This is a genomic window from bacterium 336/3 (genome assembly GCA_001281695.1).
Classification (GTDB): domain Bacteria; phylum Bacteroidota; class Bacteroidia; order Cytophagales; family Thermonemataceae; genus Raineya.
Map to the genome: position 1 here is coordinate 1,295,716 of LJIE01000001.1, position 24,583 is coordinate 1,320,298.

At 34.0% G+C, this 24,583-nt stretch carries 20 protein-coding genes, 4 pseudogenes and 1 other annotated feature; of the genes and pseudogenes, 11 read left to right on the forward strand and 13 right to left on the reverse strand.

Annotated elements, in window-relative coordinates:
* Positions 1-118: 118 nt before the first annotated feature.
* Both AD998_06095 and AD998_06100 read left to right on the forward strand, forming a co-directional pair.
* Positions 119-823 (forward strand): hypothetical protein, encoded by a 705-nt coding sequence (locus tag AD998_06095; protein KOY85783.1) that lies wholly within the window; start codon positions 119-121, stop codon positions 821-823.
* Positions 807-2,534, forward strand: a complete 1,728-nt coding sequence (locus AD998_06100; GenBank protein ID KOY85784.1) for a hypothetical protein — start codon at positions 807-809, stop codon at positions 2,532-2,534. The genes AD998_06095 and AD998_06100 overlap by 17 nt, the downstream gene beginning before the upstream one ends.
* A gap of 9 nt (positions 2,535-2,543) precedes the next feature.
* Here AD998_06100 and AD998_06105 read toward each other — a convergent pair whose 3' ends face one another.
* The 4 genes and pseudogenes from AD998_06105 to AD998_06120 form a co-directional block, all read right to left on the reverse strand.
* Entirely contained in the window at positions 2,544-3,104 is a 561-nt protein-coding gene (locus AD998_06105; GenBank protein KOY85785.1) for a hypothetical protein, read from the reverse strand.
* A gap of 227 nt (positions 3,105-3,331) precedes the next feature.
* A pseudogene (locus tag AD998_06110) lies at positions 3,332-4,324 on the reverse strand (hypothetical protein).
* Positions 4,325-4,423: 99 nt separating this feature from the next.
* Positions 4,424-5,044, reverse strand: a complete 621-nt coding sequence (locus AD998_06115) for a redoxin (protein ID KOY85786.1) — start codon at positions 5,042-5,044, stop codon at positions 4,424-4,426.
* A 30-nt stretch (positions 5,045-5,074) separates the two neighbouring features.
* Positions 5,075-5,455: pseudogene (locus AD998_06120) on the reverse strand (hypothetical protein).
* A gap of 317 nt (positions 5,456-5,772) precedes the next feature.
* On the opposite strand from AD998_06120, the gene AD998_06125 reads away from it, so the two are divergent.
* The 3 genes from AD998_06125 to AD998_06135 all read left to right on the forward strand — a co-directional run bounded on the left by AD998_06125 (position 5,773) and on the right by AD998_06135 (position 8,676).
* Positions 5,773-6,999, forward strand: a complete 1,227-nt coding sequence (locus tag AD998_06125) for a hypothetical protein (GenBank protein ID KOY85787.1) — start codon at positions 5,773-5,775, stop codon at positions 6,997-6,999.
* A 30-nt stretch (positions 7,000-7,029) separates the two neighbouring features.
* A complete protein-coding gene (locus AD998_06130) occupies positions 7,030-8,088 on the forward strand; it encodes a poly-beta-hydroxybutyrate polymerase (GenBank protein ID KOY85788.1) in 1,059 nt (352 codons plus the stop codon).
* A 63-nt stretch (positions 8,089-8,151) separates the two neighbouring features.
* On the forward strand, positions 8,152-8,676 hold the full coding sequence (locus tag AD998_06135) for a hypothetical protein (GenBank protein KOY85789.1): 525 nt from the start codon (positions 8,152-8,154) through the stop codon (positions 8,674-8,676).
* A gap of 9 nt (positions 8,677-8,685) precedes the next feature.
* On the opposite strand, the gene AD998_06140 is transcribed toward AD998_06135, so the two are convergent.
* The 5 genes and pseudogenes from AD998_06140 to AD998_06160 form a co-directional block, all read right to left on the reverse strand.
* Positions 8,686-10,056 (reverse strand): hypothetical protein, encoded by a 1,371-nt coding sequence (locus tag AD998_06140; GenBank protein ID KOY85790.1) that lies wholly within the window; start codon positions 10,054-10,056, stop codon positions 8,686-8,688.
* Between the two features lie 6 nt (positions 10,057-10,062).
* A pseudogene (locus AD998_06145) lies at positions 10,063-10,341 on the reverse strand (hypothetical protein).
* A gap of 449 nt (positions 10,342-10,790) precedes the next feature.
* A complete protein-coding gene (locus AD998_06150) occupies positions 10,791-12,026 on the reverse strand; it encodes a sulfate adenylyltransferase (protein KOY85791.1) in 1,236 nt (411 codons plus the stop codon).
* Positions 12,027-12,089: 63 nt separating this feature from the next.
* Entirely contained in the window at positions 12,090-12,986 is an 897-nt protein-coding gene (locus tag AD998_06155) for a sulfate adenylyltransferase (protein ID KOY85792.1), read from the reverse strand.
* Between the two features lie 53 nt (positions 12,987-13,039).
* A complete protein-coding gene (locus AD998_06160; protein KOY85793.1) occupies positions 13,040-13,735 on the reverse strand; it encodes a phosphoadenosine phosphosulfate reductase in 696 nt (231 codons plus the stop codon).
* A gap of 202 nt (positions 13,736-13,937) precedes the next feature.
* Positions 13,938-14,041: a binding site (SAM riboswitch), on the reverse strand.
* Between the two features lie 168 nt (positions 14,042-14,209).
* On the opposite strand from AD998_06160, the gene AD998_06165 reads away from it, so the two are divergent.
* Complete coding sequence (locus AD998_06165) at positions 14,210-15,391, forward strand: MFS transporter (protein KOY85794.1); 1,182 nt, start codon at positions 14,210-14,212, stop codon at positions 15,389-15,391.
* Between the two features lie 35 nt (positions 15,392-15,426).
* Here the strand turns inward: AD998_06165 and AD998_06170 are convergent, their stop codons facing one another.
* Positions 15,427-17,607, reverse strand: a complete 2,181-nt coding sequence (locus AD998_06170; protein KOY85795.1) for an inorganic pyrophosphatase — start codon at positions 17,605-17,607, stop codon at positions 15,427-15,429.
* Between the two features lie 284 nt (positions 17,608-17,891).
* Between AD998_06170 and AD998_06175 the strand changes: the two genes are divergently transcribed.
* From AD998_06175 to AD998_06190, 4 genes are all read left to right on the forward strand, one after another.
* Positions 17,892-18,629 carry an electron transfer flavoprotein subunit alpha gene (locus tag AD998_06175; GenBank protein ID KOY85796.1) on the forward strand — a complete coding sequence of 246 codons (738 nt, stop codon included), beginning with the start codon at positions 17,892-17,894 and terminating at the stop codon, positions 18,627-18,629.
* A 121-nt stretch (positions 18,630-18,750) separates the two neighbouring features.
* On the forward strand, positions 18,751-19,710 hold the full coding sequence (locus tag AD998_06180; GenBank protein ID KOY85797.1) for an electron transfer flavoprotein subunit alpha: 960 nt from the start codon (positions 18,751-18,753) through the stop codon (positions 19,708-19,710).
* A gap of 93 nt (positions 19,711-19,803) precedes the next feature.
* Complete coding sequence (locus AD998_06185; GenBank protein KOY85798.1) at positions 19,804-20,595, forward strand: hypothetical protein; 792 nt, start codon at positions 19,804-19,806, stop codon at positions 20,593-20,595.
* A gap of 82 nt (positions 20,596-20,677) precedes the next feature.
* Positions 20,678-21,415, forward strand: a complete 738-nt coding sequence (locus AD998_06190; protein ID KOY88079.1) for a hypothetical protein — start codon at positions 20,678-20,680, stop codon at positions 21,413-21,415.
* Between the two features lie 44 nt (positions 21,416-21,459).
* Here the strand turns inward: AD998_06190 and AD998_06195 are convergent, their stop codons facing one another.
* Positions 21,460-21,876 (reverse strand): Fe-S metabolism protein SufE, encoded by a 417-nt coding sequence (locus AD998_06195; GenBank protein ID KOY85799.1) that lies wholly within the window; start codon positions 21,874-21,876, stop codon positions 21,460-21,462.
* Positions 21,877-22,410: 534 nt separating this feature from the next.
* On the opposite strand from AD998_06195, the pseudogene AD998_06200 reads away from it, so the two are divergent.
* Positions 22,411-23,067: pseudogene (locus AD998_06200) on the forward strand (hypothetical protein).
* On the opposite strand, the gene AD998_06205 reads toward AD998_06200, so the two are convergent.
* Both AD998_06205 and AD998_06210 read right to left on the reverse strand, forming a co-directional pair.
* A complete protein-coding gene (locus AD998_06205) occupies positions 23,064-23,954 on the reverse strand; it encodes a hypothetical protein (protein ID KOY85800.1) in 891 nt (296 codons plus the stop codon). The pseudogene AD998_06200 and the gene AD998_06205 sit on opposite strands and share 4 nt — an antisense overlap.
* Positions 23,954-24,529: a guanylate kinase gene (locus AD998_06210; protein ID KOY85801.1), complete on the reverse strand. Its 576-nt coding sequence runs from the start codon at positions 24,527-24,529 to the stop codon at positions 23,954-23,956. Before AD998_06210 ends, AD998_06205 begins: the two co-directional genes overlap by 1 nt.
* Between the last annotated feature and the right edge of the window lie 54 nt (positions 24,530-24,583).

Genomic DNA, 24,583 nt, shown 5'->3' on the forward strand with positions numbered 1-24,583 from the left:
TTTTATTTGTGAAAGTGATATACAGAACTTAAATATACACTACGTTTTCTGATAGCCAAAACTTAATAAGTTTTGGCTATATTTTTGTGGTAAATTCAAATCAAAAACCAATAATTTTATGAAAAAATATTTTATTTTAGCATTATTAGGTATCAGTAGTATTTGTAAAGGGCAAAATATGAGTAGTTGTTACACAGAAGACACTTTTGAAATGGCATATCATTATGTGCAATGGAAGAAACAAACAGCTAAAAAACTAAGTGAAAATAATAAAGTTCTTTTGGAAGATGGTTATGAATTGGAGGCTTTGGAACAAGATGGAACGCCCAAAATCGTTTTTTCCAAGAAAAATTACAGTTATTTTTTTGTAAGCAACCCAAAAGGAATAACACCTCTTACAAAGTCTGCTAACGATTTGAAAAAATATGAAGAGAAATTCTGTAAATTAGTAGAAATTGCAAAATTTAAGAATCTACCTAAAAATTATTCTTACATCTATGCAGATGGCTCTGCAAATATATGGCTCATTTCAGATAAAACCATAGAATACAAGCCTGTAACCAAAGAAATGAGTTCTTCGGGAATGTATGATGGTGGAAAGCCTTTCAAAAAGGAGATAACAGAAGCTCAATACAAAGAAATACAAGTATTACTAAAAAAAGGCTTACAAAATACTGCTATTCATGCAGAAAGCAGAAATAAAGGAACAGGAGTGATAGAAGAGGGTGTTACGCCTACAGTAATGGTAGCAAGCAAAATCTTACAAATGAATGCAGAAGAGAAAAAAGCCGTTGAAACATGGCTCAATGCTCAAAAACCATAAAATTATGATACTTCAAAAATGGATAGGTAGGTTTATTTTGGGAATGATTTTCTACTTGCATACCTCTATGAGCTTTGCCCAAACCAAAAATAATATGGATGAATTATTGCCTTGCCGTTTTATCTACGAAATCAATGTGGCTATCAAATCCAAAAGACCTGATAAAAACGGAGAACCTGTTTGGAAATATGCATTGCTTTATACATGTAAAGAACCTAATGAAATAGAAGTACAAAGGCAGGTAATTACAGTAAAATTAGGAAAAACAACCCATCATCGAGAAATTGTAAGGGTAGAAAAGATATTTGATACCCAAGAAGATGCTTATGCTTATGCCGAAATGAATCGAGTAATGATGGCATACTTCAAAGATAATAAAGAAAGAGTTGATAATGTACCAAGTATGCGAGAAAATGGCATATCACCTTCCGATATCCGTACAGACTGGATTATTACAGATATTGAGCAAAAATTACCCAAAGACTGGGAAATTGTACAAACAGAAGATGATAAAAAATCTTTTCCTCAAAAATTTACAATTCGAGCCAGATACAAAGTCTGGAAAACAAATCTGAATTTAATCAATGCATCAAAAGAGGTCATTCAAAAATCTACAGAAGAGGAATTTATCAAAAAGAATGGAAAAGAAGTTACACCTCTTATTCAGTTTGCTTTACATCAGCCTTGGCGAGAAATAGAGCTTAAAAATGTAGCATACAATGAAAGTAACTGGCAATATTATTATGCCAATGCTCAATATTTTGGTTTGAAGGTTGTAACCTTAGAAGGCATAGGAGGGCAATTGGAACAAATCTATCCACCCAAAAATGTAGAAACAACACCTCTGCAAGTTTATACACAAATCAGAGAATTACTAACCCCTAAAACATTCAAAGGGATAGCTCAAAATGCTAAGTTAGGGGCTGTGTTGATAAACGAAGGCAAAACATATTTTATAGATGACAGAAAAGGGAATTGGGCTACATGGACTGATGACTTGGTTGGTAAAATGGTTGTTTTAGAAGGTGTTGAAATCGTTAGAATAACTCAAAAAGAGCCTCTTGTAAATGAAAAAGGCGAATACAAAGCAGGTTCGGAAGGAGGGCGAAAAAAGTACTTATTAAATGTTTCTAAAACCAATATAAAGGTTCAATCTGAAATAATAGGGATAGCCCAAAATGCTAATATTGGTAAAATAGTAGGTGTTTCGAGAAAAGAAGATGATATAGCTTGCATTATGACAGAAAAAGGAGAAATATTTTATATAGATGGTTTAAAAGAATGGGATTATAGATTTCTGGGTAAAAGAGTAGGAGTATCTGGTTTTATTGAAAAAAAAGCAATTTCTGAACCTACAGCTCGTATAGATAGAGATAAAGGGCTTGTAAAAGCCAAAGAACAGACCACCAAAGATTATAATTTTTTAACAGACAGCCAATTGCCCAAACTCGAAAAAACACCCAGTTTGGTAGTAGTTTTTAAGAAAGGAATAGCAAAAAACGTTGCCAAAACCATCATGGAAGCAACAAAATATCCTTATTGGGAAGGCATGGATAGTAGTAAAGGCAAAGTGTATTTCTCGAAAACAGGCGAAAAATATCATATTTTGTTCCCTAATGATGCAGAATTAAAAGCCTTCCAAGAAAGATATAAAAATACCCCTGAAATCTACGAAATTTATATCCCTGATTGGAATATTCAGAAAGATTGAAATAGACTTTTACCCTCTTGGGAAATCGGGTTCGTTACAAACTCGAAGCATTTGATTAAAATGTCTTAAATTGTGCCATAACTCAATCTTAAAGTAATCTCCCAAATTAAATTTAATAAGTTTACTCACAGAAGAAGGTACTTTGACTTTGTTAATATCCACAGACAAATCTTGTGCTTTTTGAGCAAAATAAATTACACGCTCTAAATAAGTAATGTACTCAAAAACAATATCTTTAGAATAAGTGCTTTGAGTTGGATGCAAAGCTGAAGGAGAAGGAGTTTTAATTTTGTAATTAGGTTTTACAAAATTTAAAAATATTTTCCCAAGAAAACTGGTTCTATAGCTTTTTGGACTGGTTATTTTTTCAGCTTTAGCCAAACCACTTTCTACAGAATGCTCATACTTATCAAATACAATGAGTAAATGGTGCATGCACTCTGCCACTGACCACGCTTTGGGTACGGGTTTCCAATTCAATTGTTTTTCAGAAAGTTTTTGAAAAGCTAAAGAAGCTTCTTCTTTCAAATTTTTCAACGATGTGGTACATTCTGCCAGATGTGTTTGCATATATTTAAATTAAGTGCTTAATAATAAAAACCTTATAGGTTTTAAGTGTGATAGTGAGTGTATAAGCTGATTATCAACTATTAAAAATATCAAACCTATAAGGTTTAAATACTTTCAAAGGCTTTCTTATAGTTTTGTGTTTCATGTATATGTGTATAACGCTCTTTTACCAAATGTAAACATAAATTCCCCATATTTTTTAAAGATTTCACGTCTGTATTGACAAACTTGTATAAAGCTTCCCGACAGCTTTCTCCATTTCCTGCTTCAAATAGAAAGGCTGTTTCATCAGATAACACATCTGCCATACCTGCCACGTTTGACCCAATAATAGGAATACCCAAAGCCATAGATTCTAGAAGTACATTGGGCATACCATCATAAAATGAAGGAATAGCTACTGCATCACAGGCAGGATAGTAGCCAAGCAAAGCATAACGATCAATGAACTCATAATGTGTATAACGCAACTCAGGTTCAGCAATTAAAAAATCTCTCATTTCAGATTGCATTTCACCTACAATCAGTAAATGAATTTTACTTGTAATATCTGCTTTTAAAATTTCTTGTAAGAAAAATAGACCACCTTTTTTTTCTTTCAAATGTCCAAATAAGCCTATAACCTTATGTGAGTAATCTATATGTGTTTTTCTCCAATTTTCAGCATGTTGCAAATCTAAAGGAAGCACTTGCCAATGCTCTAAATCAATACCGTTTGGAGTATAAACAGTGTTTAGTGTTTTGTATAAATAGTTTATTTTAAATATTTTATCCTTGCTGACAGAACAAATAAGAGAAGATTGAAGCAAACAATCTTCCACTATTTGTTTGCGTCTTGGAGAAAATAAGCCTGCATCAAAATCATTTCCACGAAGTAAGGTTATCAGTGTTAAGTTAAATATTTTACTTAGAAAAGGAGCAAAAAACATGGTAGCGTATCCACCAAAAACTGCTAAATGTGTATGTTTTTCTTTGGCTATATAATTTTCTAAAAAATTAAAAAGATAGTTAAACGTATGGGCTAGATCCTCATCAGTAGGAAATAAAATATCTTTGCCTAGTTGGGTTTGATTTATCTTGATTTCGGGTGTATGTTGGGTAAAGTGAATCAAATCTATCTCTACACCTGTTTTTCGTAAATTGAAAACAATTCTATCACAAGATTGAGCCATTCCACCTCTGTTGGGGGGGTAATTTTCTGTAAGCCAAAGTATTTTCATCGTATGTAATCCAAGTTTTGATTGCTGTGGCTTTAAAGCTAAAAAAAATCCCTAAACCTTCAAGATTTAGGGATTAAAAAGTTTCAGGATGTTAATGAATTAAGCTTTTTTCCATTTAATGGTACAACCAATGGCTTTTGCCTGATTTTTTTCTACTTTCTTGCCACCTAAAAGGCTGTTTACAGCATCTTCCACATATTTTACAGTTGTTTTGCTGGCATCTTTAGGGCTATCATCAATAGAACCAATGTAACGAACTACAAAGTTTCCTTTTTTATCTTTCTCTAAAACAAATGTATGAGGAGTATTGGTTGCTCCAAAAGTAGTAGCAACTTCTTGTGTTTCATCTACCAAATAAGGGAAAGTAAAACCTTTTTCTTTGGCTCTTACAATCATATTTTCAAAAGAATCGTCTGGTTCAGCTTTTACATCATTGGGGTTAATTGCTACAACTGGATAACCTTTTGATTTGAATTGAGCGTCTAAAGCAATGATTCTGTCTTCATACATTTTTGAGAAAGGGCAATGATTACAAGTAAAAACCACAATAGCACCTTTTACATCTTTCATACTTTTTAAAGAAACCATGTTGCCATCAATATTCTTTAAATTAAAGTCTTTGACTTTGTCACCAGGTTTGTAACCACCTTTATTTGTAGCATTTACAAATAAAAGTAATGCCATTGCCAAAACACTCATGGATGCAAATAGCTTTTTCATATTTTTTTGAGTTTAAGTTTGATAAGAAATTTATTGAATAGATTTGATTTTCCTTTCTAAGGTTTCAAGAGTAGTTTCTTCATTGATGAAAATACGTTTTTTGCCTTTTAAAATAATAGTTACAGGGATAGCACCTTGCCACGAGGGTTCTACATCGTTTATCCAAGTATCGTATTTGGTTTCATCTAATAAATAAGTTTTGAAACCAATTTGTTTTTTATTCAGCAGTTTTTTTGTTTTTTCAATGTCTTCTGCAAAATCTAAACTAATCATCAGAACTTTTACATCTTTATGATTTTCAGCAAATTGCTTAAAAGCAGGCAGTTCTTTAACACAAGGAGCACACCAAGTAGCCCAAAAATTAATTACGTAAATACTGTTATCTTGTGGTGTGAGCATTTGCATCATTTGAGGTTTTTTAATCACCTCTACATCTTGTGCCTGTAAACCAAAAGCTATCATTGAGAAAAATATACTTACAATAAATGTTTTCATTATCAGTATTTTAAAAAAGTTAAAACGTTTTGGAAAATGGTAAATTGTACTTATGTAACAATAATTTTTAGAAAAAAATTTGATAAGCCATACAAAAAACAGTTTATAGAAATTTTTCCAAATTTTATTGGGCTTGTAATCTTAATAAAGTATTATGTATTCACGAAAAAATCATATTATTTTCTGTACTTATCCACATAACTTTGTATATTTCGGAAAAACTTTTAGTATCCATGAACAAACCTTACAACTTCTTTGAGTATTGGACAAAAGATCTCAAAGAGCAAAATACAACGCCCATGCAGGCTTATCAAGATTTTTTCAAGCAATGGACACAACCCGAACAGACCAAAAAAGTTGAACCAGGTACGCCAGAGTTTTTTGGACAAATGTTGCAGTCGCAGATGGAAATGGGCAAAATGTGGATGGAAAACGTACAATCTCTTTTTGAGCAACTTGCCCCCAAACGCAAAGAAGCGAATCTTTTTGAGCAATGGAGCAAAATGTATGGTTCGTGGAACAATCAGTTTGGAAAACCCTTTGCAGGACAAGCCCCACAAAGAAATGATGTAGCAGAAACGTTTAGCAATATCATGACTTTTTCTCAAAACTACATGAAAATGTATGAGTTGTGGCAACCTATCTTGGAGCAAATCAATGTGGGTAAAAAGCCTAAAAAGACTGCTTTTCAAGAATTTATGAATAATTTTAGTTTAGATCATTATAACGAAATTGTCAGTAATGTTTTTGGAAGCATTACACCCAAACAATCATCCAATTTTTTAGAAGAAGTTTCAGGTTTTACCAAGAAATTGTTAGATAGCATCAATCAGCAGACTGGTGGAGGTTTGGAAAAATTATCTCAGAAATTTCCTGAAATGATTAGCCAAATGCAAGAAACACAGTATCAGGCATTGGGTAAAATGAAAAAAGGAGTAGCTCCTTTTATGAAAATGTTACCAGATAGCAAAGAAAAAGAGCTCTTAGAGTTGAGTATTGAGATGCAAGATGATTATACACATTATTATGTAAAATCAAATGAAATGCAAAAACTTGTTCAGAATGCAGCTCAAAAATCAATGGAAAAAACATTGAAAACCGTACTTGAAAAAGTAAGCAAAGACCCCAGCAAGATAATCACTTACGAAGATTTCTTCAATACATGGATGGATACCACAGAACCCATGATGATAGAACTTTATAGAAGTGTAGAATTTAGTAAGTTACAAGCAGAGTCCATGTCTGTGAGTACATCTATTAAAAATCGTTTTGAAAAACAACTTGAAATACTTTTAGAGCCTCTTCCGATTGCTCCACGTTCCGAAATAGATGAACTCAATGCAATTATTCACGAATTGAGAGGTAAAATCAGAAATCTTGAGAAAATAGTAGATAGTCCAGAAGAACAAAAAAGCTCTGAAACGACTTCTACTGCCACCAAACGTGGAAAAACAAAGTAATTCTTGTATTTTGACTAAACTGACTAAACCATGTTACCAGAACAATTGCTTTCACTTTCAGAAAAATATAAAGAAAGAACAGAAAAATTGGCTCAAAGCTATCAAATTTTATATGATGTAGAAGAAATAGATATTGCCACAGCCCCCAAAGATTTGGTTTGGAATGATGGTAAAATCAACTTATATCGTTACAAACGTAAAACGAAAGCTACTGTTAAAACACCTTTGCTTATTTCGTATGCTCTTGTAAATAAGCAGGATATGATGGATTTGCAACCTGATAGAAGTGTTATCCGTAAATTTTTAGATTTGGGATTGGATGTTTATATCATTGATTGGGGCTATGTAACAAGAGCAGATAGATATACTTCTATGGATGATTACATCAATGGTTATATTGGTGGCTGTGTAGATTATATCCGAAAAGAACACAAAATAGACAAAGTAAATTTATTAGGTGTTTGTCAAGGTGGAACGTTTAGCACAATTTATTCATCTATTAATCCTGATAAAATTAAGAATTTGGTGGTGATGGTTGCACCAATAGACTTTTCCAATAAAGAAGGCTTACTTTTTCAGTGGTCAACTTATATGGATGTAGATAAAATGATTGAAAACAATGGAGGTATCATGCCTGGCGAAATGCTTAACATTGGTTTTGATATGCTTAAACCCATGAGTAAATTCAGAAAATATACTTCTGTAGTGGATATGATGGATGATGAAGCGAAACTCATGAATTTCTTGAGAATGGAGAAATGGGTTGCTAATAGCCCTGATCAAGCTGGTGAGTGTTTTAAGCAGTTTATCAAAGATTTATATCAAGGTAACAAACTTATCAAAGGGGAATTGGTAGTTGGAAAACATAAAGTAGATTTGAAAAACCTAACCATGCCAGTTCTCAATATTTATGCAGAAGCAGATCATTTAGTCCCTCCTCCTTGTTCAATTCCTTTAGAAAAACATATAGGCTCTAAAGATGTACAAACTTATAAATTCCCTGGCGGGCATATAGGAGTGTTTGTGGGTGCACGTTCGCAAAACGAACTGAGCCCAACGATTGTAAATTGGCTTAAAGATAGAGATTAATTTGAAATTTAAAGCCTTGTAGAATCATTCTGCAAGGCTTTTGTATATTTTAATAAAACTACCATGAACCAACAAGAGATTATCAGCCAATTAGAACAAAAACATCAGATTTTTATCCATTATATTACTGGTTTATCTGATGATAGCTTTATTTTCAGAAAAGAAGAAAAATGGTCTGCTGGGCAACAATTAGAGCATATTTGTAGAGCTGTAAGCCCTTTAAACTTAGCTTTTTCGTTGCCTAATTTTGTATTGAAAATGCTTTTTGGAAAAGCTAACAGACCTTCTAAAAGTTATGATGAGCTCGTAAAAAAATATCAAGATAAATTACAAAATGGAGCAAGGGCAACAGGCAGATTTGTGCCTCCAATTATCAAAGTAGAACAAAAAGAACTTTTGTGTAAAAAACTTTCAAAAACTGTTGATACACTGAATCAGAAGATAAAAAACTACACAGAACAAGAACTAGATACATTTATTTTACCACATCCATTATTAGGTAAAGTAACTATCAGAGAAATGTTGTATTTTACGATTTATCATGTAGAGCATCACTTGGGTATCTGTAAAAGAGATTTAGAACAATAATTTTCAGTCTTACAAAACTTTCATAAGCATTCTGACACTGAACACAATTACAAGTGTAGCTACAAGCAATAACGCTATTTTCTGAGGTAATTTGCCTGCAAGTCTTGCTGCCAAAGGTGCTGCAATAGCTCCACCTACAATCAGCCCCAAGACAATATACCAATGGCTTACCCCTAAAACAGAAAAGAATACAATAGAAGCAGAAAGGGTTACAAAAAACTCTGATAAACTTACAGTTCCTACTACAAATTTCGATTTTCTACCTCTTGAAAGCAGGGTAGAGGTAACAATGGGTCCCCAGCCACCACCACTGAAGGCATCTAAAAATCCACCTAAAAAGCCTAAAAGACCAATATTTTTAACTCGCCTTTTGATAATTTTTTTCTGAAAGGCAATGATGATGAGTCTTGCCCCTAAAATCATGCTATACACAGCTAAAATACTATACGTTATATTTTCAAACTGATTGCCTAAATAACTTAGGAACAAAGCTCCACAAACTGCTCCTATCACTCCAAAACCTGCAAGCCAAATAAGTAATCGCTTGTTTACATTGCCAAATTTATAATGAGAGTAGCCTGTAATGCCACTGGAGAACATTTCGGCAGTATGGATACTACCACTAATAGCAGTAGATTTAATACCCAAAAGCATCATGCTGGTTGCACAAGTAACACCATAACCAAGTCCAACTGCTCCATCTACCAATTGAGCCAAAAAACCAACCAAAAGCATTCCATAAAATTCTTTTGGCATTTGTGTAAGCATTCCTTTAAATTCCTCGAAAGAGATAATCGTGGAAAATCCATAACCCAAAAATGTTGCTAAAAATAACAAAGAAAGCTGGAATGCTAATTTTCTGTATTTAGCTCCACCATCATTTTTTATTTTGAGTTTGTGATGAGTAATTTTTTCCTTTAATAGATGAGTTTGAATATCTTCTTTTTCTAATTCTGTTTCCCATACTTTTGAATTTTGAACTGCAGAAAAAGAATGATTAATAGTTTTCTCTTTGATGCTTACATCAAAAAAGAAATCTGAGAACTCTTGAAAATGAATAGAATGTACCAAAATTCTTTTTTCTTTAGCTATAGCTTTGATACTTTCATTGAGGTCTAGATTTTTAACGGCGATGACAACTAAAGATACTTCTTCTAAATCCTGAGGCTCAAAAAGTTTTTCTTCCCATGTGAGATGTGGATGTTTTTCAACTAAATCAAACAACTCATCAGATAGAGTAGGTGAAACAATATGAATATTGGTATATTCATTGTATTCAAGGAGATTCATCACTTTCTGACAGGCACTATTCCCACCCCCAACAATAAGAATTGGATAGTTCTGATTCTGTATGTAAATGGGTAATAGTGAAGTATTCATAAGAAATTATTTTTGAAGATTAATTTTATGAAAGATTGTAAATCTTAAAATATCTCGATTATAAAAGCTATTGCCAGAGGCTCTTTGCTGATACCAGTTCAAATAGCCTGTTTCTAATCGTAGATTTGAGGTAATATTGTAATTGAAAGCTATATAAATTCTATTTTGGTCAAAAATATTGTATGTGATGTTTCGACCTGCATTAAGCATGATTTCATCACTTAATTTGATAGATAACCACTTTTTATAAACGGGGATTTCTACTCCTATCTGATAACGAAAACGAAAATTCCCAAACTGATAACCATTCACTAATTCATTATTTTCTACTTCATGAAAAAAACGTGCTTCTGCTCTATATCTTTGATTGATGGAAAAATGATTAAACTTAGTTTGATTTGCAAGGGCTATGTGTGGGCGTAACTCTGGAACAACCAAATTGCTTTCATCTGTTGGGTCTTGTGGACTTTGGAGAAATAAACACATCCCAAGAGCTACATCCCAACCAGAACCCACATTTCTATGAATATGATTTCTGAGAACAAGTTGATGTTGAGCAAAAGGGTTGATAAAATGCCTTTCCTGAATTTCGGTAGTTAAAAAATACTTCTGATTAAACTGAAGAGTATTATAATAGCCATACCAAATTAGTTGTTGGCGAGTCACTTGTTTCGTATTCTGACTAAAAACAGCAATATTTATCAACCCTAAAAGCAATATGGATAACCAGTATCTCATAAAAACATACAAGCCCCTACAGTATTGAATGTGGTTTCATCAATTAAAATAGCACTACCGTTTTGGGGAATTTCTTTGAATGCATCAAAAAATAAATTCTGATTAGTTTTAATATTCACCTGAGTAATATCATTGAGGCGTACTTCGTCAGTAGAACTAAATTGCCATTCATTGATATTCCATTTTTGCTCAATGGATTGTATTTTTACCCGTACAGTTTTGAAACGATGTTGTAAGAGATAGGTTTTAGCCAGATTGAGAGGTGTGTTATCAAACCAGCAAAGCCATGTTTTGAGCTGGTTGGCTTCTTGTGGAGCTTCAGAGACTTTCACAATACTATCACCTCTGCTGATATCAATATTATCTTTAAGATGTAATACAATATTCTCGCCTGCCTGAGCTTTTTCTACTTCTTTTTGATGACGTTCTATTTTTATGATTTCACTTTCAATGCCTGCGGGTAGTATTTTTACTTTGTCACCTACTTGATAAGAGCCACTCAATACCAATCCTGCATAGCCTCTGTAGTCATGGTAGGCATCATCTTTGGGACGTATTACCCATTGTACCTGAAATCTGGCTAAAGATTGTGTGTTCGCTGAAATTTCTACTTTTTCTAGATAAGGTAATATTGCTTCTCCTGTGTACCAAGGTGTATTTTCTGATTTTTCAACGATATTATCACCCTGTAAAGCACTTACAGGAATGTAAATGATTTCATCATAATTGAGTTCTGTTCTTTTTTCTTCAAAATCCTGCTTGATATCCTCAAACACATTTTCAGAAAAATTCACCAAATCCATTTTATTGATGGCTACTACAGCTTTTCTGATACCCATAAGTGAGCCAATGCTTGCATGGCGTTTGGTTTGTTCTGTAATGCCTTTACGAGCATCTACAAGCAAAATAATTAAATCGGCATTGGAAGCACCAGTAATCATGTTGCGAGTGTACTGCTCATGTCCTGGAGCATCAGCAATAATAAATTTACGTTTATCCGTAGAAAAATATTTATAAGCTACATCAATCGTGATGCCTTGTTCTCTTTCAGCTCTCAATCCATCTGTAATTAAAGATAAATCTATTTCGCCACTTTGAGAAGCCTTGGTTTGTTTTTGTAAAATACCTAGTTGATCTGTATGAATGCTATTTGAATCGTAAAGTAAACGCCCAATGAGTGTGCTTTTTCCATCATCTACATTCCCTGCTGTTATAAATTTGAGTGTATTCATGGGTTAATGCTAAATTTTTAATGGTAAATGATAAGTTTTGTTTTTTCTTATTTCTAAAATCTCTTAGAAATATCCTTGTTTTTTACGGTCTTCCATAGCAGCTTCAGAAAGTTGATCATCAAGACGTGTTTGACCTCTTTCGCTGATGCTGGTTTCTATAATTTCTGCTATAATTTCGTCTATTGTCAAAGCCGTAGAGGGTACGGCAGCCGTACAAGTCATGTCACCTACAGTTCTATAACGAACTTTTTCTTTCACTACTATATCAGTAGGAAGAGGTTGAATGAAATCTGAAATGGCAACTAATTTATCTTGGTGAACAATACAATCTCTTTCATGAGAGAAATAAAGGTTGGGAAGTTCTATTTTATGCTTTTTAATATAATTCCAAACATCAAGTTCTGTCCAGTTACTGATAGGAAAAACTCTCACATTATGTCCTTTATGAATTTTACCATTCAAAATATTCCAGAGTTCAGGGCGTTGAAGTTTAGGCTCCCACTGTCCAAAATCATCACGAACAGAAAAAATACGTTCTTTGGCTCTTGCTTTTTCCTCGTCACGTCTTGCTCCAGCAATACAAGCATCAAATTCGTTGGCTTGTATCACGTCTAAAAGAGTATAGGTTTGTAAAGCATTTCTTGAAGGAAATCTACCTTGAGTTTCTTTTAAGCTGTATTTTTTCATACTGTCCTCTACATAACCCACTATGAGTTTTTCATCAATTTCTGAAACTAATTTATCTCTGAATGCAAGGGCTTCAGGGAAATTATGACCAGTATCAATATGAACCAATGGAAAAGGGAATTTAGCAGGGCGAAAAGCCTTGAGTGCCAAATGAATGAGTACAATAGAGTCTTTTCCTCCTGAAAAAAGCAAAGCTGGGCGTTCAAATTGAGCAGCAGTTTCCCTCAAAATATAAATAGCTTCGTCTTCTAATTGTTCTAAATAATTATTCATATAATGGTAAAATTCTAAATGTTTGCTAATATCTGATGTCTAAAATCTTTAATCTATCTATGTAATCCACATTCTTTTTTAGAGTTATCTTCCCACCACCAACGACCAGCTCGTAAATCTTCGCCCTCTTGAATAGCCCTTGTACACGGCTGACAACCAATGCTTACAAAGCCTTTGTCTTGCAATACATTGTATGGAATATTGTACTTTTTAACATAAGATTCTACTTCTTGTGTACTCCAATGCAACAAAGGGTTGTATTTATGCAATTGATTTGCTTCATCCCATTCAATAAAATCAGTTTGGCTTCTATTGGTAGAATGCTCTGCCCTAATACCTGTAATCCAGAGTTTTGCCCCCTGTAATGCTCTTTTCAGAGGTTCTACTTTTCGGATAAAACAACATTCTTTACGCAAATCTACTGATTCATAAAATGCATTGATGCCTTTGGTTTGAACATATTGCTCAATACTTTGATTATTTGGATAATAGGGCTTTATGTTATAATTGTACTTTTTGACAGTTCTATCCCAAACTTGATACGTTTCTGCAAAAAAACGTCCTGTATCCAAAGTGAAAATATCAATGTTTTTGATATTCTGACTGAGAATAGCATGTGTAATGATTTGGTCTTCAACACTAAAACTGGTAGAAAAAACTATTCTTTCTGAAATATTTTTAGAAAGGGATAGTAAACTTTCTTCTAAGCCTTTTTGGGCAATGAGATTATTTAGAAAATCTTGATCCATAGAAATTAGTAAATTGTTATGCCTGAATGAATTATGAAATCCTCAGGAATATAGCTGTTGATAAAATAAAGAAATAATTCGATATGAGGATGTTACGTTGTATTAACAACAGCAACACGATTCAAAAGTAGAAACTTTTGAATTGAAAGAAAAAAATGGTAGAAAAGAAAAAATGGTAGAATAAAGATTCATGTTCGTAAATAATTTATATCTCCTAAAACTCTATTTAGGTAAGGAATTAGCACCTTGCTTGGCAGGTTGCTAAGGGTTCTTAGAGCCTTTTCTCTCCCCCTTTCTCTATAAATCAATTACAAGAATGTACTATGTACAGGCAAGTAAATGATACATGGATATGCAAAGGTAAAAACTGTATTCTGATTTGCAAAATAATCTTGATAAAAATGTGTTTTTAGTTACATACTTGTTATTTGTATACAATCCCTTACTTTTGCAAATATTTTATAATAACTATTCATGCCTTTTCTAATAAAAAAATCTAACTCTATCTATACCACCCAATTTTGGCTTCTTTGTTTAAGTAACTTTCTTTTTTCAGCAAGCTTTCAAATGATTATCCCTGAATTACCAGATTATCTGGCTGGGATGGGTGGAAAAGAATATATTGGATATATTATTTTCCTTTTTACACTGGCAGCAGGGGCTTCACGTCCATTTTCTGGTAAGCTCTCTGATACAATTGGCAGAATGCCTGTGATGATTTTTGGTTCGCTGGTATGCTTTATATGTGGTGGACTATATCCTTTTTTGGGGTCTATTGGTTTTTTCTTGTTTTTACGATTTTTACATGGATTTTCAACAGGTACAAAACCCACAGCCACAGCAGCTTATGTGGCTGATATTATCCCCGAAAATAGGAGAGGAGAAGCTCAAGGCGTTTTAGGGATTTTCACAGCTACAGGAATGTCTATTGGTCCAAGTATTGGAAGTTTAATTACAGACTGGTTTGATATTTATGTACTATTTTACTCTTCTTCCATAGTGGCTTTGCTTTCTATTCTGATACTTCTGAATATGAAAGAAACACTTCCCAAAGAACAGAGGAAGCCTTTTAGTTTCAAACTATTTAAAATTAAGTGGGTAGATGTATTTGAGCCACGAGTAATGAAAGTATTTTGGATGATGTTACTCGTTTCTTTTTCATCTGGGGTATTATTGACGCTAGTACCAGATCAAACTAAAATGATGGGTATCAAGAATAAAGGCCTGTTTTTTACAATTTATACCATTGCATCTGTGTTAGTAAGGCTATTTTTCTCAAAAGTTTCAGATAAAAAAGGTAGAATGCCCGTGATGAAAGTATCTGTAATTATGCTTGTACTTTCTATGTTAACCATAGCTGTTTCCAATGATATTTGGGGTTTTACCATTGCAGCTATTTTATTTGGTTTTTCGTGGGGATTCAATACGCCTACACTGACAGCTTGGACAGTGGACTTATCAGACCCAAACTATAGAGGACGAGCCATTGCAACCATGTATATAGCACTCGAAGTTGGAATTGGTTTAGGAGCTTATTGTGCTGGTGAAATCTATCAAGGAGTTAAAGAGAGAATACATCTAAGCTATTGGCTTGCTGCTTTTTTAGCTTTTATTGGGTTGGTATTATTATTTGTGTTTGATAGAAAAAAAGACTAAATAAAAAAGGCTTCCAAAATCTGGAAGCCTTTTTTTTATTTCTGAGCTACTTGGTTTGTAGCGTTATTCATTTTGATTTCTTTCGTTTCGATATTTTGAGAAGTTTTGATGAATGTTTTAGGCTTTGAAATATAAGGAGCAATCACAAGAGCCACAATTGACATCAATTTAATCAAGATATTCATAGAAGGTCCAGACGTATCTTTGAAAGGGTCACCAACTGTATCACCAGTTACTGATGCTTTATGAGGCTCAGATTTTTTGTAATAAGTTTGTCCATCAATTACCACACCTTTCTCAAACGATTTCTTAGCATTATCCCAAGCACCACCAGCATTAGACTGGAACATAGCCATCAATACACCAGATACAGTTACACCTGCAAGTAAACCACCCAATACTTCAGGACCAGCAGCAAAACCAACTACCACAGGAACAATCAAGGCAATAGCACCAGGCAATACCATTTCACGAATAGCAGCTTTTGTAGAAATAGCCACACATTTTTCGTATTCAGGTCTTGCTGTTCCTTCCATAATACCTTTAATCTCTCTGAATTGTCTTCTTACTTCATTTACCATATCCATAGCAGCTTTACCTACAGCACTAATTGCTAATGAAGAGAAAATGAAAGGAATCATACCACCTACAAATAAACCTGCAAGCACTTTGGAGTTAGAAATATCAATAACATCAATACCTGCTGTACCCATGAAGGCAGCAAATAAAGCCAATGAAGTAAGAGCAGCTGAAGCAATCGCAAAACCTTTACCAATAGCAGCAGTTGTATTACCTACAGCATCCAAAACGTCAGTTTTCTTACGAACAGACTCATCCAATCCAGCCATTTCAGCAATACCACCAGCGTTATCAGCAATAGGACCAAAAGCATCCACAGCCAATTGCATAGCAGTTGTTGCCATCATACCAGCAGCAGCAATCGCTACACCATACAAACCTGCAAAATGATAAGAACCTACAATACCAGCAGCCAAAATGAGGATAGGAAGCATCGTTGATTCCATACCAATAGCCAAACCACCAATTACGTTGGTTGCGTGTCCTGTTCCCGATTTCTTGATGATAGAAAGTACAGGTCTTTTACCCATTGCAGTATAATATTCTGTAATCCAGCTCATTAAAGCTCCTACTAACAAACCTATCACCACAGCCCAAAAAATTCCCATTTTTGTAAATGTCTCGCCACGAAGTGTTAGCATATCAGGCATCAAGAAAGTTATGATAAAATAAGAAGCAATAGCTGTTAAGATAATAGAAACCCAATTTCCTAAGTTCAATGCACCTTGTACATTTCCATCTTCTTTGCTGATACGTACAAACAACATCCCAATAATTGAGAAAATAATTCCTAAACCAGCAATGAGCATTGGAAGCAAAATAGGAGCAATACCACCAACTTGGTCAGCAGATTTAATTTCTCTACCCAAGACCATAGTTGCTAAAATAGTAGCCACATAAGAACCAAACAAGTCAGCACCCATACCAGCTACATCACCTACGTTATCACCTACGTTATCAGCAATAGTAGCAGGGTTACGAGGATCATCCTCGGGGATACCAGCTTCAACTTTACCTACTAAGTCAGCACCTACGTCAGCAGCTTTTGTATAGATACCACCACCTACACGAGCAAACAATGCGATAGATTCAGCACCCAAAGAGAAACCAGTCAGTACCTCTAAAGCTAATTCCATAGACTCACCATTTACATTACCATCTTTTACAAAAAATGCCATGAAAATGATAAACAAAGAACCTAAACCCAATACAGCCAAACCAGCCACACCAGTACCCATTACAGAACCACCTGTAAAAGAAACTTTTAGAGCTTGAGCCAAACTTGTACGAGCAGCTTGTGTAGTACGAACGTTTGCTTTGGTTGCGATTTTCATTCCGATATAACCAGCCAAAGCAGAGAAAACTGCACCAATAATAAATGCTACAGCTATCAAGAAATGCGATTTATGATTGGTCTGAGACAATAAAAATAATAAGATACTTGTAAGTACTACAAAATATCCGAGAACTTTATATTCTGCCCTTAAAAAAGCCATCGCTCCATTGGCAATGTTATCAGAGATTTCTCGCATTTTTTCATCACCTGCGTCTTGCTTGGTTACCCAAGCCGACTTTATATAGGTAAAAAGTAGTCCTACAACTCCCAAAATGGGGACTAGATAGAGTAGAAAATTCATAAGCTTTGTATTTTGTTTAAATGGTTTAAGAATTGAATAACATACAAAAACAAGGCTACCAGTAACCTTGTTTCCAAAAATACCCGCAAATATAAGCAAACAAATGAAATGAGAAATTAAAAATCGAAAAAATTAGATAAAACCAAAATCAATTCTGTAAAATTGGGATGTAAAAAATTTAAAAATAGTATGCTTGCATAACTTTTTTTGGAAAAATTTTAAAATTCCAAAACAAAATACTTAAATTGCGACTTATTAATTTCGTTCACATAAATTCAAACACAATGAAAATTTTAGTTTGTATTACCCACGTCCCTGACACCACAACTAAAATCAAATTCACTAATGGTGATACTCAATTGGATGCCAATGGAGTTCAATTTATAGCTGGCCCTTATGACGATTACGCTCTCTCTCGTGCCGTAGAACTTAAAGAACAATTTGGAGCAACACTTACTGTACTTAATGTAGGTACAGCCGAAACAGAGCCAACTATTCGTAAAGCTTTGGCACTTGGAGCAGATGATGCTATTCGTATAGATGCCGAACCTACAGATGCATATTTTGTAGCAGAACAAATTGCACATATCTGTAAGCAAAACAACTATGATCTGATTTTGATGGGTAGAGAGTCTATCGATTTCAATGGTGGACAAGTTCATGGTATTGTAGGTGAAATGTTGGGTATGCCTTCACTTTCTCCTATTATGAAATTAGATTTAGAGGGTAGTTTAGCAAAAATGGCCCGTGAAATAGAAGGTGGAAAGGAATATTTAGAAGCTCAATTACCACTAGTATTGGGTTGCCAAGAGCCTATTGCAGAGTGGAAAATCCCTAATATGCGTGGTATCATGTCAGCTCGTACAAAGCCTTTGCAAGTAATTACACCTGCAAACCCTCAGGAACTTACCAAAAGTGTAAAGTTTGAACTTCCTCCAGCAAAAGGTGCTTGTAAAATGATTCCTGCTGACCAAGCAGAAACTCTTATTGACTTGCTTAAAAACGAGGCAAAAGTTCTTTAATTTATTTATACATTAGACAAGAGAATAGAAAAAGAGAAAGGAGAAAAAAATATTTACCATTTGATTTCCTTATTCACACATTCAATCATTCTTGTATTTATTATTTATAACTCAACTCATTATGTCAGTACTTATATTTGTAGAAACAGCAGAAGGTAAAGCAAAATCTTCATCTCTTGAAGCAGTAGCTTATGGTGCAAAAGTTGCCGAAATGTTAGGCACAAGTGCAACAGCTTTGGTACTTGGAGATGCTCAAGATTTGGAAAGCTTGGGTGGATATGGAGCAACTAAAGTGCTTCATGTAGCGGACTCTCGTTTAAATGTAGGAGTCATTCAGGCTTATGGTAATGTAATTGCTCAGGCTGTTGAAAAAGAAAATGCACAAGTTTTAGTTGTTGCAAAATCTGCTTTAGCTGATACAGTAGCTGCTCGTGTTGCTGGTAAACTTAAAGCTGGTTTAGCTTCTAATGTGGTTGCATTACCCGATTTGAGCAATGGATTTGTTGTAAGAAGAAGCATTTATACAGGTAAAGCATTTGCTAATACAGTTATTACTTCTGATAAGAAAATCTTGGCTATCAAGAAAAATATTTATACTGCAACAGCTTCAGATGCAAAAGCTTCAGTAGAGAGCTTTAGTGCAAGTTTAAATGATGCAGATTTTGGTGTAAGTATTACAAGCACTGAAAAAGCAACAGGAACAGTATCATTACCCGAAGCAAACTTAGTCGTTTCTGGTGGTAGAGGTTTGAAAGGTCCTGAAAATTGGGGAGTAATTGAAGACTTAGCGAAAGCTCTTGGAGCAGCAACAGGTTGCTCTAAACCTGTCTCTGACTTACATTGGAGACCTCACCATGAGCACGTAGGACAAACAGGGGTAAAAGTAAGCCCTAATTTGTACATAGCTGTTGGTATTTCGGGTGCTATTCAACATTTGGCGGGTGTAAACTCTTCTAAATGTATTGTAGTAATCAACTCTGACCCTGAGGCTCCTTTCTTCCAAGCTGCTGACTATGGTATTGTTGGAGATGCTTTCCAAATATTGCCTAAACTGATTGAAGCGGCAAAAGCCAAACTATAATCTGAAAAATAGTTTTTTTATCAAAAGTTTCTAACTTTGCTGGCAAAATGCTTAGCTTTGTTAGAAACTTTTATTTTATCCTAAACCTTTATTATGAAAATCAAAAATTTATTTTTTGCAGGCGTGTTATTATCTATCATAGGCTTGCATGCTTGCCAAAAACCTTTATTATTTGGACTTGAACAACAAAAAGCTTTAGGCTTACAGGTACGAGACCAAATCCTCGCTGACCCCCAAACATATCCAATTTTAGATGAAAAACAATATCCCCAAGCCTATCAACATATCCGTAGAATTACAAATAATATTTTGAATTCTGGAAAAGTTGAGATGAAAAGTCAGTTTACTTGGGAAGTACGCATCATCAAAGATGATAAAACATTGAATGCATTTTGTACTCCTGGGGGCTATATTTTTGTCTATACAGGTTTGATTAAATACTTGGATACCGAAGACCAATTGGCAGGCGTGATGGGGCATGAAATAGCTCATGCAGACAGACAACACTCTGCCAGAGCCATGGAAAAACAATATGGTGTGGCTTTGATGGTGGAAATTGCTTTGGGAAAAGCAAAAAGTGAACAACTCAAACAAGTAGCTAATGGATTAATAGGTTTGAAATTTAGTAGAGATCATGAATATGAAGCGGATGCTTATTCAGTAAATTATCTTGCTGGTACACAATATCGTTGTAATGGTGCTGCTGATTTCTTTGTGAAAATTGGGCAATCTGGCGGACAGCAACCCCCAGAGTTTATGAGTACACACCCCAACCCTGGCAACAGAGTAGAAGCCATTAACACAAAAGCAAAAACAATCAATTGCCCTACAGATAAGCCTGATAGCAAAACAGAATATCAGAAATTTAAAAATAGTCTTCCATAATATTATAAGGTTTAGAGTATTAGTACTTTAAACCTTCTTGTTTCTTGTTCATTCAAATACACTACTATTCATGAAATATTTCATTAGCCTTTTTAGCTTACTACTTATTTTTGTTGTAGCATGTACACCTTCTGTATATCAATTACAATCTTCAAAAGTATCTTTTGTTGAAACGAAAGAAAACCTGACAGATGACAAAGAAGTAACACAAATCATAGAACCTTATAAAAAGCAGTTAGATGCCCAAATGAATCAAGTAATTGGGTATGCTGAAAAAGAAATTTCGACTAACAGAAGAGCCAATGAAACTTTGTTAGGAAATTTAGTCGTAGATATGATTATAGCAAAAGCTCGTAAAAATGCTACTAAAAAAGTAGATTTTGCTTTTGTTACTTTTGGTGGTTTGCGTTCAAGTATTCCTGCTGGAGCTATCAAAAGAGGAGATATATTTGAACTAATGCCTTTTGAAAATGAACTGGTTATTTTAGAGGTAGATGGAAAAGTGATTAGAAAATTGTTTGAACACATGGCAAATGTGAAAAATATGGCTATTTCTAATTCTAGAATATTTATTGAAGGTGGAAAAATTAAAGAGGTTTTGATAGATGATGAACCCATTGAAGATACAAAAACTTATTATATAGCTACTTCCGATTATTTGGCAAATGGAGGTGATAATTTGAATTTCTTGAAAGAAAGAAAAAGCATGACTTTTTTGAATGCAAAATTTAGAGATTTAATTATCGAATCTATTGAAGAAACTCACAAAAACGGAAAAAAAATAAATACTGAAATAGGAGGGCGAGTACAAGAAAGATAACACAAAAAAAGAGCTTGAAAAAATCACTTCAAGCTCTTTTTCTTTTAAACATTTTGGAAAGCTAAACTATATGCTTTCATCTGTTTAATCATAGAAGCAAGCCCATTGGCTCTTGTCATAGATAAATGTTGTTGCAAACCTACTTTTGAAAGAAAATGTAAATCTGCTTGAGAAATTTCTTCTGGAGTATGTTCAGAAAGCACTTTAATGAGAAGACTTACAAGTCCTTTTACAATAATGGCATCACTATCTCCCTCAAAAAAAATTTTACCATCTTTAGTGTAAGCATGTAACCAAACTTGCGACTGGCAACCCCTTACCAAATTATCTTCTGTTTTGTATTCAGGTGCTAAAATAGGGAGTTTTTTACCCAATTCTATGATATACCCATATTTATCATCCCAGTCATCAAATAATTCAAAGTTGCTGATAATCTCATCTTGTATTTCTTGAATTGTCATAAACCTGTTTTTTAGTAGCAGAACATTTTTTAATAGAATATTGTTTCTCTAATATCCAAAATTGGCTTAACTTTTGGAGTCATTTCAGAAAACTCTGCAAATATGCGAAAATTATTACTTATTCTTGGTGTACTTTTTTCACAAGAATTGTCAGCTCAGTCTATTCAGGTCAAAATTAGTGGTAAAATACAAGATTTTGATGAAAAGTCGTTGGTATTGCAAAAAGCTTCCATTAATGGTAGAAGTTCGATTGCTGTTGATACACTTGCTGTAGTCAATGGGCAATTTGAAAAACTTTGTAAACTCCCTGAACACGGTTTGTATGTGTTTAGAATAAAACGAGCAGGCATTGTGATGGCTCTTGAAAATAAAGAAAGTGTGGAAATTGAGGTAACTGAAGAGAATACAAAAATTGGAGGAACATCCAAAGGCTCACTGCTTATCAAAGAATATGCAGATTTTGAAGTAAGCCTTACACAAAAATATTTAAATCCTATTAATGAGGCTTATATAAAAATACAAGGTGATGAAGTTAAAGAAGCAGAGTTGATAAAAACCTATGAAAAAGCCTTGAAAGATAAAGACAAAGAATTGAATCAGATGGTTTTGGACAAGTTTGAAAGCTCCATTGCTTTGCATTATGTAGCTTTAAAGTGGGATGGTAACACTGATTTGGCTTTGATGGAGGAAATCAATAAAAGAGTGCAAAAAAAACATCCTAAAACAACCTTTGCAGAGTTTGTAAATCAAAGATATAAATCTCTTAGTCAAATAGTTATGGGGGCAATAGCTCCAGAAATAGATTTGGCAGATGTGGATGGTAAAAATATTAAATTGTCTTCTTTCAAAGGAAAATATGTACTTATTGACTTTTGGGCTGCATGGTGTGGACCTTGTAGAGCCGAAAACCCCAATGTAGTTCGCATGTATGGCGAATATAAAAGTAAGGGTTTGGAAATTTATGGAGTATCGTTGGATGATAGCAAACAAGCATGGTTAAAAGCTATTGAAAAAGATAAACTCACATGGATTAATGTTTCAGATTTGAAGGGCTGGCAGAGTATTGCAGCTAAAACCTATTCTGTATCAGCTATTCCAATGAGCTTTTTGCTTGACAAACAAGGTAAAATTATTGCTAAAAACTTGAGAGGCAAGGCTTTAGAAGACAAGCTAAAAGAGCTAATGCCTTAGAATATTCCTCCACAATGAATAACTAAAATATTACTTGAAGGCTTGAAAAAGCCTTTTTTTATGGAATCAAAAACTCCATAGAATAATTTTCCTGTATAAACAGGCTCAATGGGTATGTTGTGTTGCTCTTGAAATTTCTCTATAAATTGAAGCAATTCAGGCTTTGATTTGGCATACCCTCCAAAATGATAATCCAATAAAACTTCAAAATTTTGATATTGAATATATTGTCCTGATTCTAAAAGTTTATAAGCATCATCATATAAAAAAGAAGCATTTTTGAGGGTTGCAATACCCACTAATTGTGTTTGAGTATTAAACAAGCTTACAGCCAAACCTGAAAGTGTTCCTGCTGTTCCAACACAAGTACAAACAGCATCAAAATGAATAGGATATTGAGGCAAAAAAGACAAAATTTCTGCTGTTCCACGAATGGATAAGGCATTGCTACCACCTTCAGGAATTAGATAAAAATCACCAAATTTTTCTTTAAGACTTTCAATAAATAAAGGATTTTCTTTATCCCGATATTGCTCTCTATCAATATAATGCAAAGCCATGCCTGAATCTTGAGCAAATTGTAATCGAGGATTTAAAGGCAGAATTTCTTCTCCTCTGATGATTCCAATTGTTTCAAAACCAAATAATTTTCCTGCACTTGCAGTAGCTACTATATGATTTGAAAATGCTCCTCCAAAAGTTAAAATTTTCTGAAAGCCTTTTTCTTTGGCATCTAAAAGATTGTATTTGAGTTTAAACCATTTATTACCAGAAATATGTGTATCTATTCTATCTAAACGCAATACATACAAAGAAACCCCCTTTTCTACAAAAAGAGGGTTTTCGAGTTTTTCAATGAGTGTTTCTAATGATGGTATAGAAAACATTATTTGTTAATAAAATCTTTGACAATTTGGGTTGCTTTCTCAAGAGTAGCCTCTAAATCTTCGTTTAATAGCACAATATCAAAACGGTTTTCAAAAGACATTTCATATTCAGCTTTGGCAATTCTTGTTTCTATGCTTGCATCTGTTTCTGTCTGGCGTTTGAGCAATCTTTTACGCAATTCGTCCACTGAGCTTACTTTTACAAAAATAGCCAGAGCATTGTCTCCATAAAACTCTTTGATTCTCAAGCCACCCACTACATCTACATCAAAAATCACATGCTTGCCTGAATCCCAAATGCGTTGTATTTCCGATTTGAGTGTTCCATAATAAGCCCCTGAATAGACCTGTTCCCATTCTACAAATTCCTCATTTCTAATTTTTTGTTCAAACTCTTCCTTATCCATGAAATAATAATCCTTTCCATGTTCTTCAGTTCTTCCTCTACGAGGGCGTGTACAAGCAGAAATAGAGTATCCTAAAGAAGGGATTGTACTAGCCAAGTGTTTTACGATAGTAGTCTTTCCTGAGCCAGAAGGAGCAGAAAAGATAAGCAATTTTCCTTGTTTATGCATATAATAGAGTAAGAATAGGGATAGACAAATGTAAGATGTATTCATCTTGAAAAC

Bases quoted from the DNA above. Each gene is read 5' to 3' on its own strand.
- AD998_06095 (KOY85783.1), top strand. From the start codon at position 119: ATGAAAAAATATTTTATTTTAGCATTATTAGGTATCAGTAGTATTTGT.
- AD998_06100 (KOY85784.1), top strand. From the start codon at position 807: ATGCTCAAAAACCATAAAATTATGATACTTCAAAAATGGATAGGTAGG.
- AD998_06105 (KOY85785.1), bottom strand. From the start codon at position 3,104: ATGCAAACACATCTGGCAGAATGTACCACATCGTTGAAAAATTTGAAA.
- AD998_06115 (KOY85786.1), bottom strand. From the start codon at position 5,044: ATGAAAAAGCTATTTGCATCCATGAGTGTTTTGGCAATGGCATTACTT.
- AD998_06125 (KOY85787.1), top strand. From the start codon at position 5,773: ATGAACAAACCTTACAACTTCTTTGAGTATTGGACAAAAGATCTCAAA.
- AD998_06130 (KOY85788.1), top strand. From the start codon at position 7,030: ATGTTACCAGAACAATTGCTTTCACTTTCAGAAAAATATAAAGAAAGA.
- AD998_06135 (KOY85789.1), top strand. From the start codon at position 8,152: ATGAACCAACAAGAGATTATCAGCCAATTAGAACAAAAACATCAGATT.
- AD998_06140 (KOY85790.1), bottom strand. From the start codon at position 10,056: ATGAATACTTCACTATTACCCATTTACATACAGAATCAGAACTATCCA.
- AD998_06150 (KOY85791.1), bottom strand. From the start codon at position 12,026: ATGAATACACTCAAATTTATAACAGCAGGGAATGTAGATGATGGAAAA.
- AD998_06155 (KOY85792.1), bottom strand. From the start codon at position 12,986: ATGAATAATTATTTAGAACAATTAGAAGACGAAGCTATTTATATTTTG.
- AD998_06160 (KOY85793.1), bottom strand. From the start codon at position 13,735: ATGGATCAAGATTTTCTAAATAATCTCATTGCCCAAAAAGGCTTAGAA.
- AD998_06165 (KOY85794.1), top strand. From the start codon at position 14,210: ATGCCTTTTCTAATAAAAAAATCTAACTCTATCTATACCACCCAATTT.
- AD998_06170 (KOY85795.1), bottom strand. From the start codon at position 17,607: ATGAATTTTCTACTCTATCTAGTCCCCATTTTGGGAGTTGTAGGACTA.
- AD998_06175 (KOY85796.1), top strand. From the start codon at position 17,892: ATGAAAATTTTAGTTTGTATTACCCACGTCCCTGACACCACAACTAAA.
- AD998_06180 (KOY85797.1), top strand. From the start codon at position 18,751: ATGTCAGTACTTATATTTGTAGAAACAGCAGAAGGTAAAGCAAAATCT.
- AD998_06185 (KOY85798.1), top strand. From the start codon at position 19,804: ATGAAAATCAAAAATTTATTTTTTGCAGGCGTGTTATTATCTATCATA.
- AD998_06195 (KOY85799.1), bottom strand. From the start codon at position 21,876: ATGACAATTCAAGAAATACAAGATGAGATTATCAGCAACTTTGAATTA.
- AD998_06205 (KOY85800.1), bottom strand. From the start codon at position 23,954: ATGTTTTCTATACCATCATTAGAAACACTCATTGAAAAACTCGAAAAC.
- AD998_06210 (KOY85801.1), bottom strand. From the start codon at position 24,529: ATGCATAAACAAGGAAAATTGCTTATCTTTTCTGCTCCTTCTGGCTCA.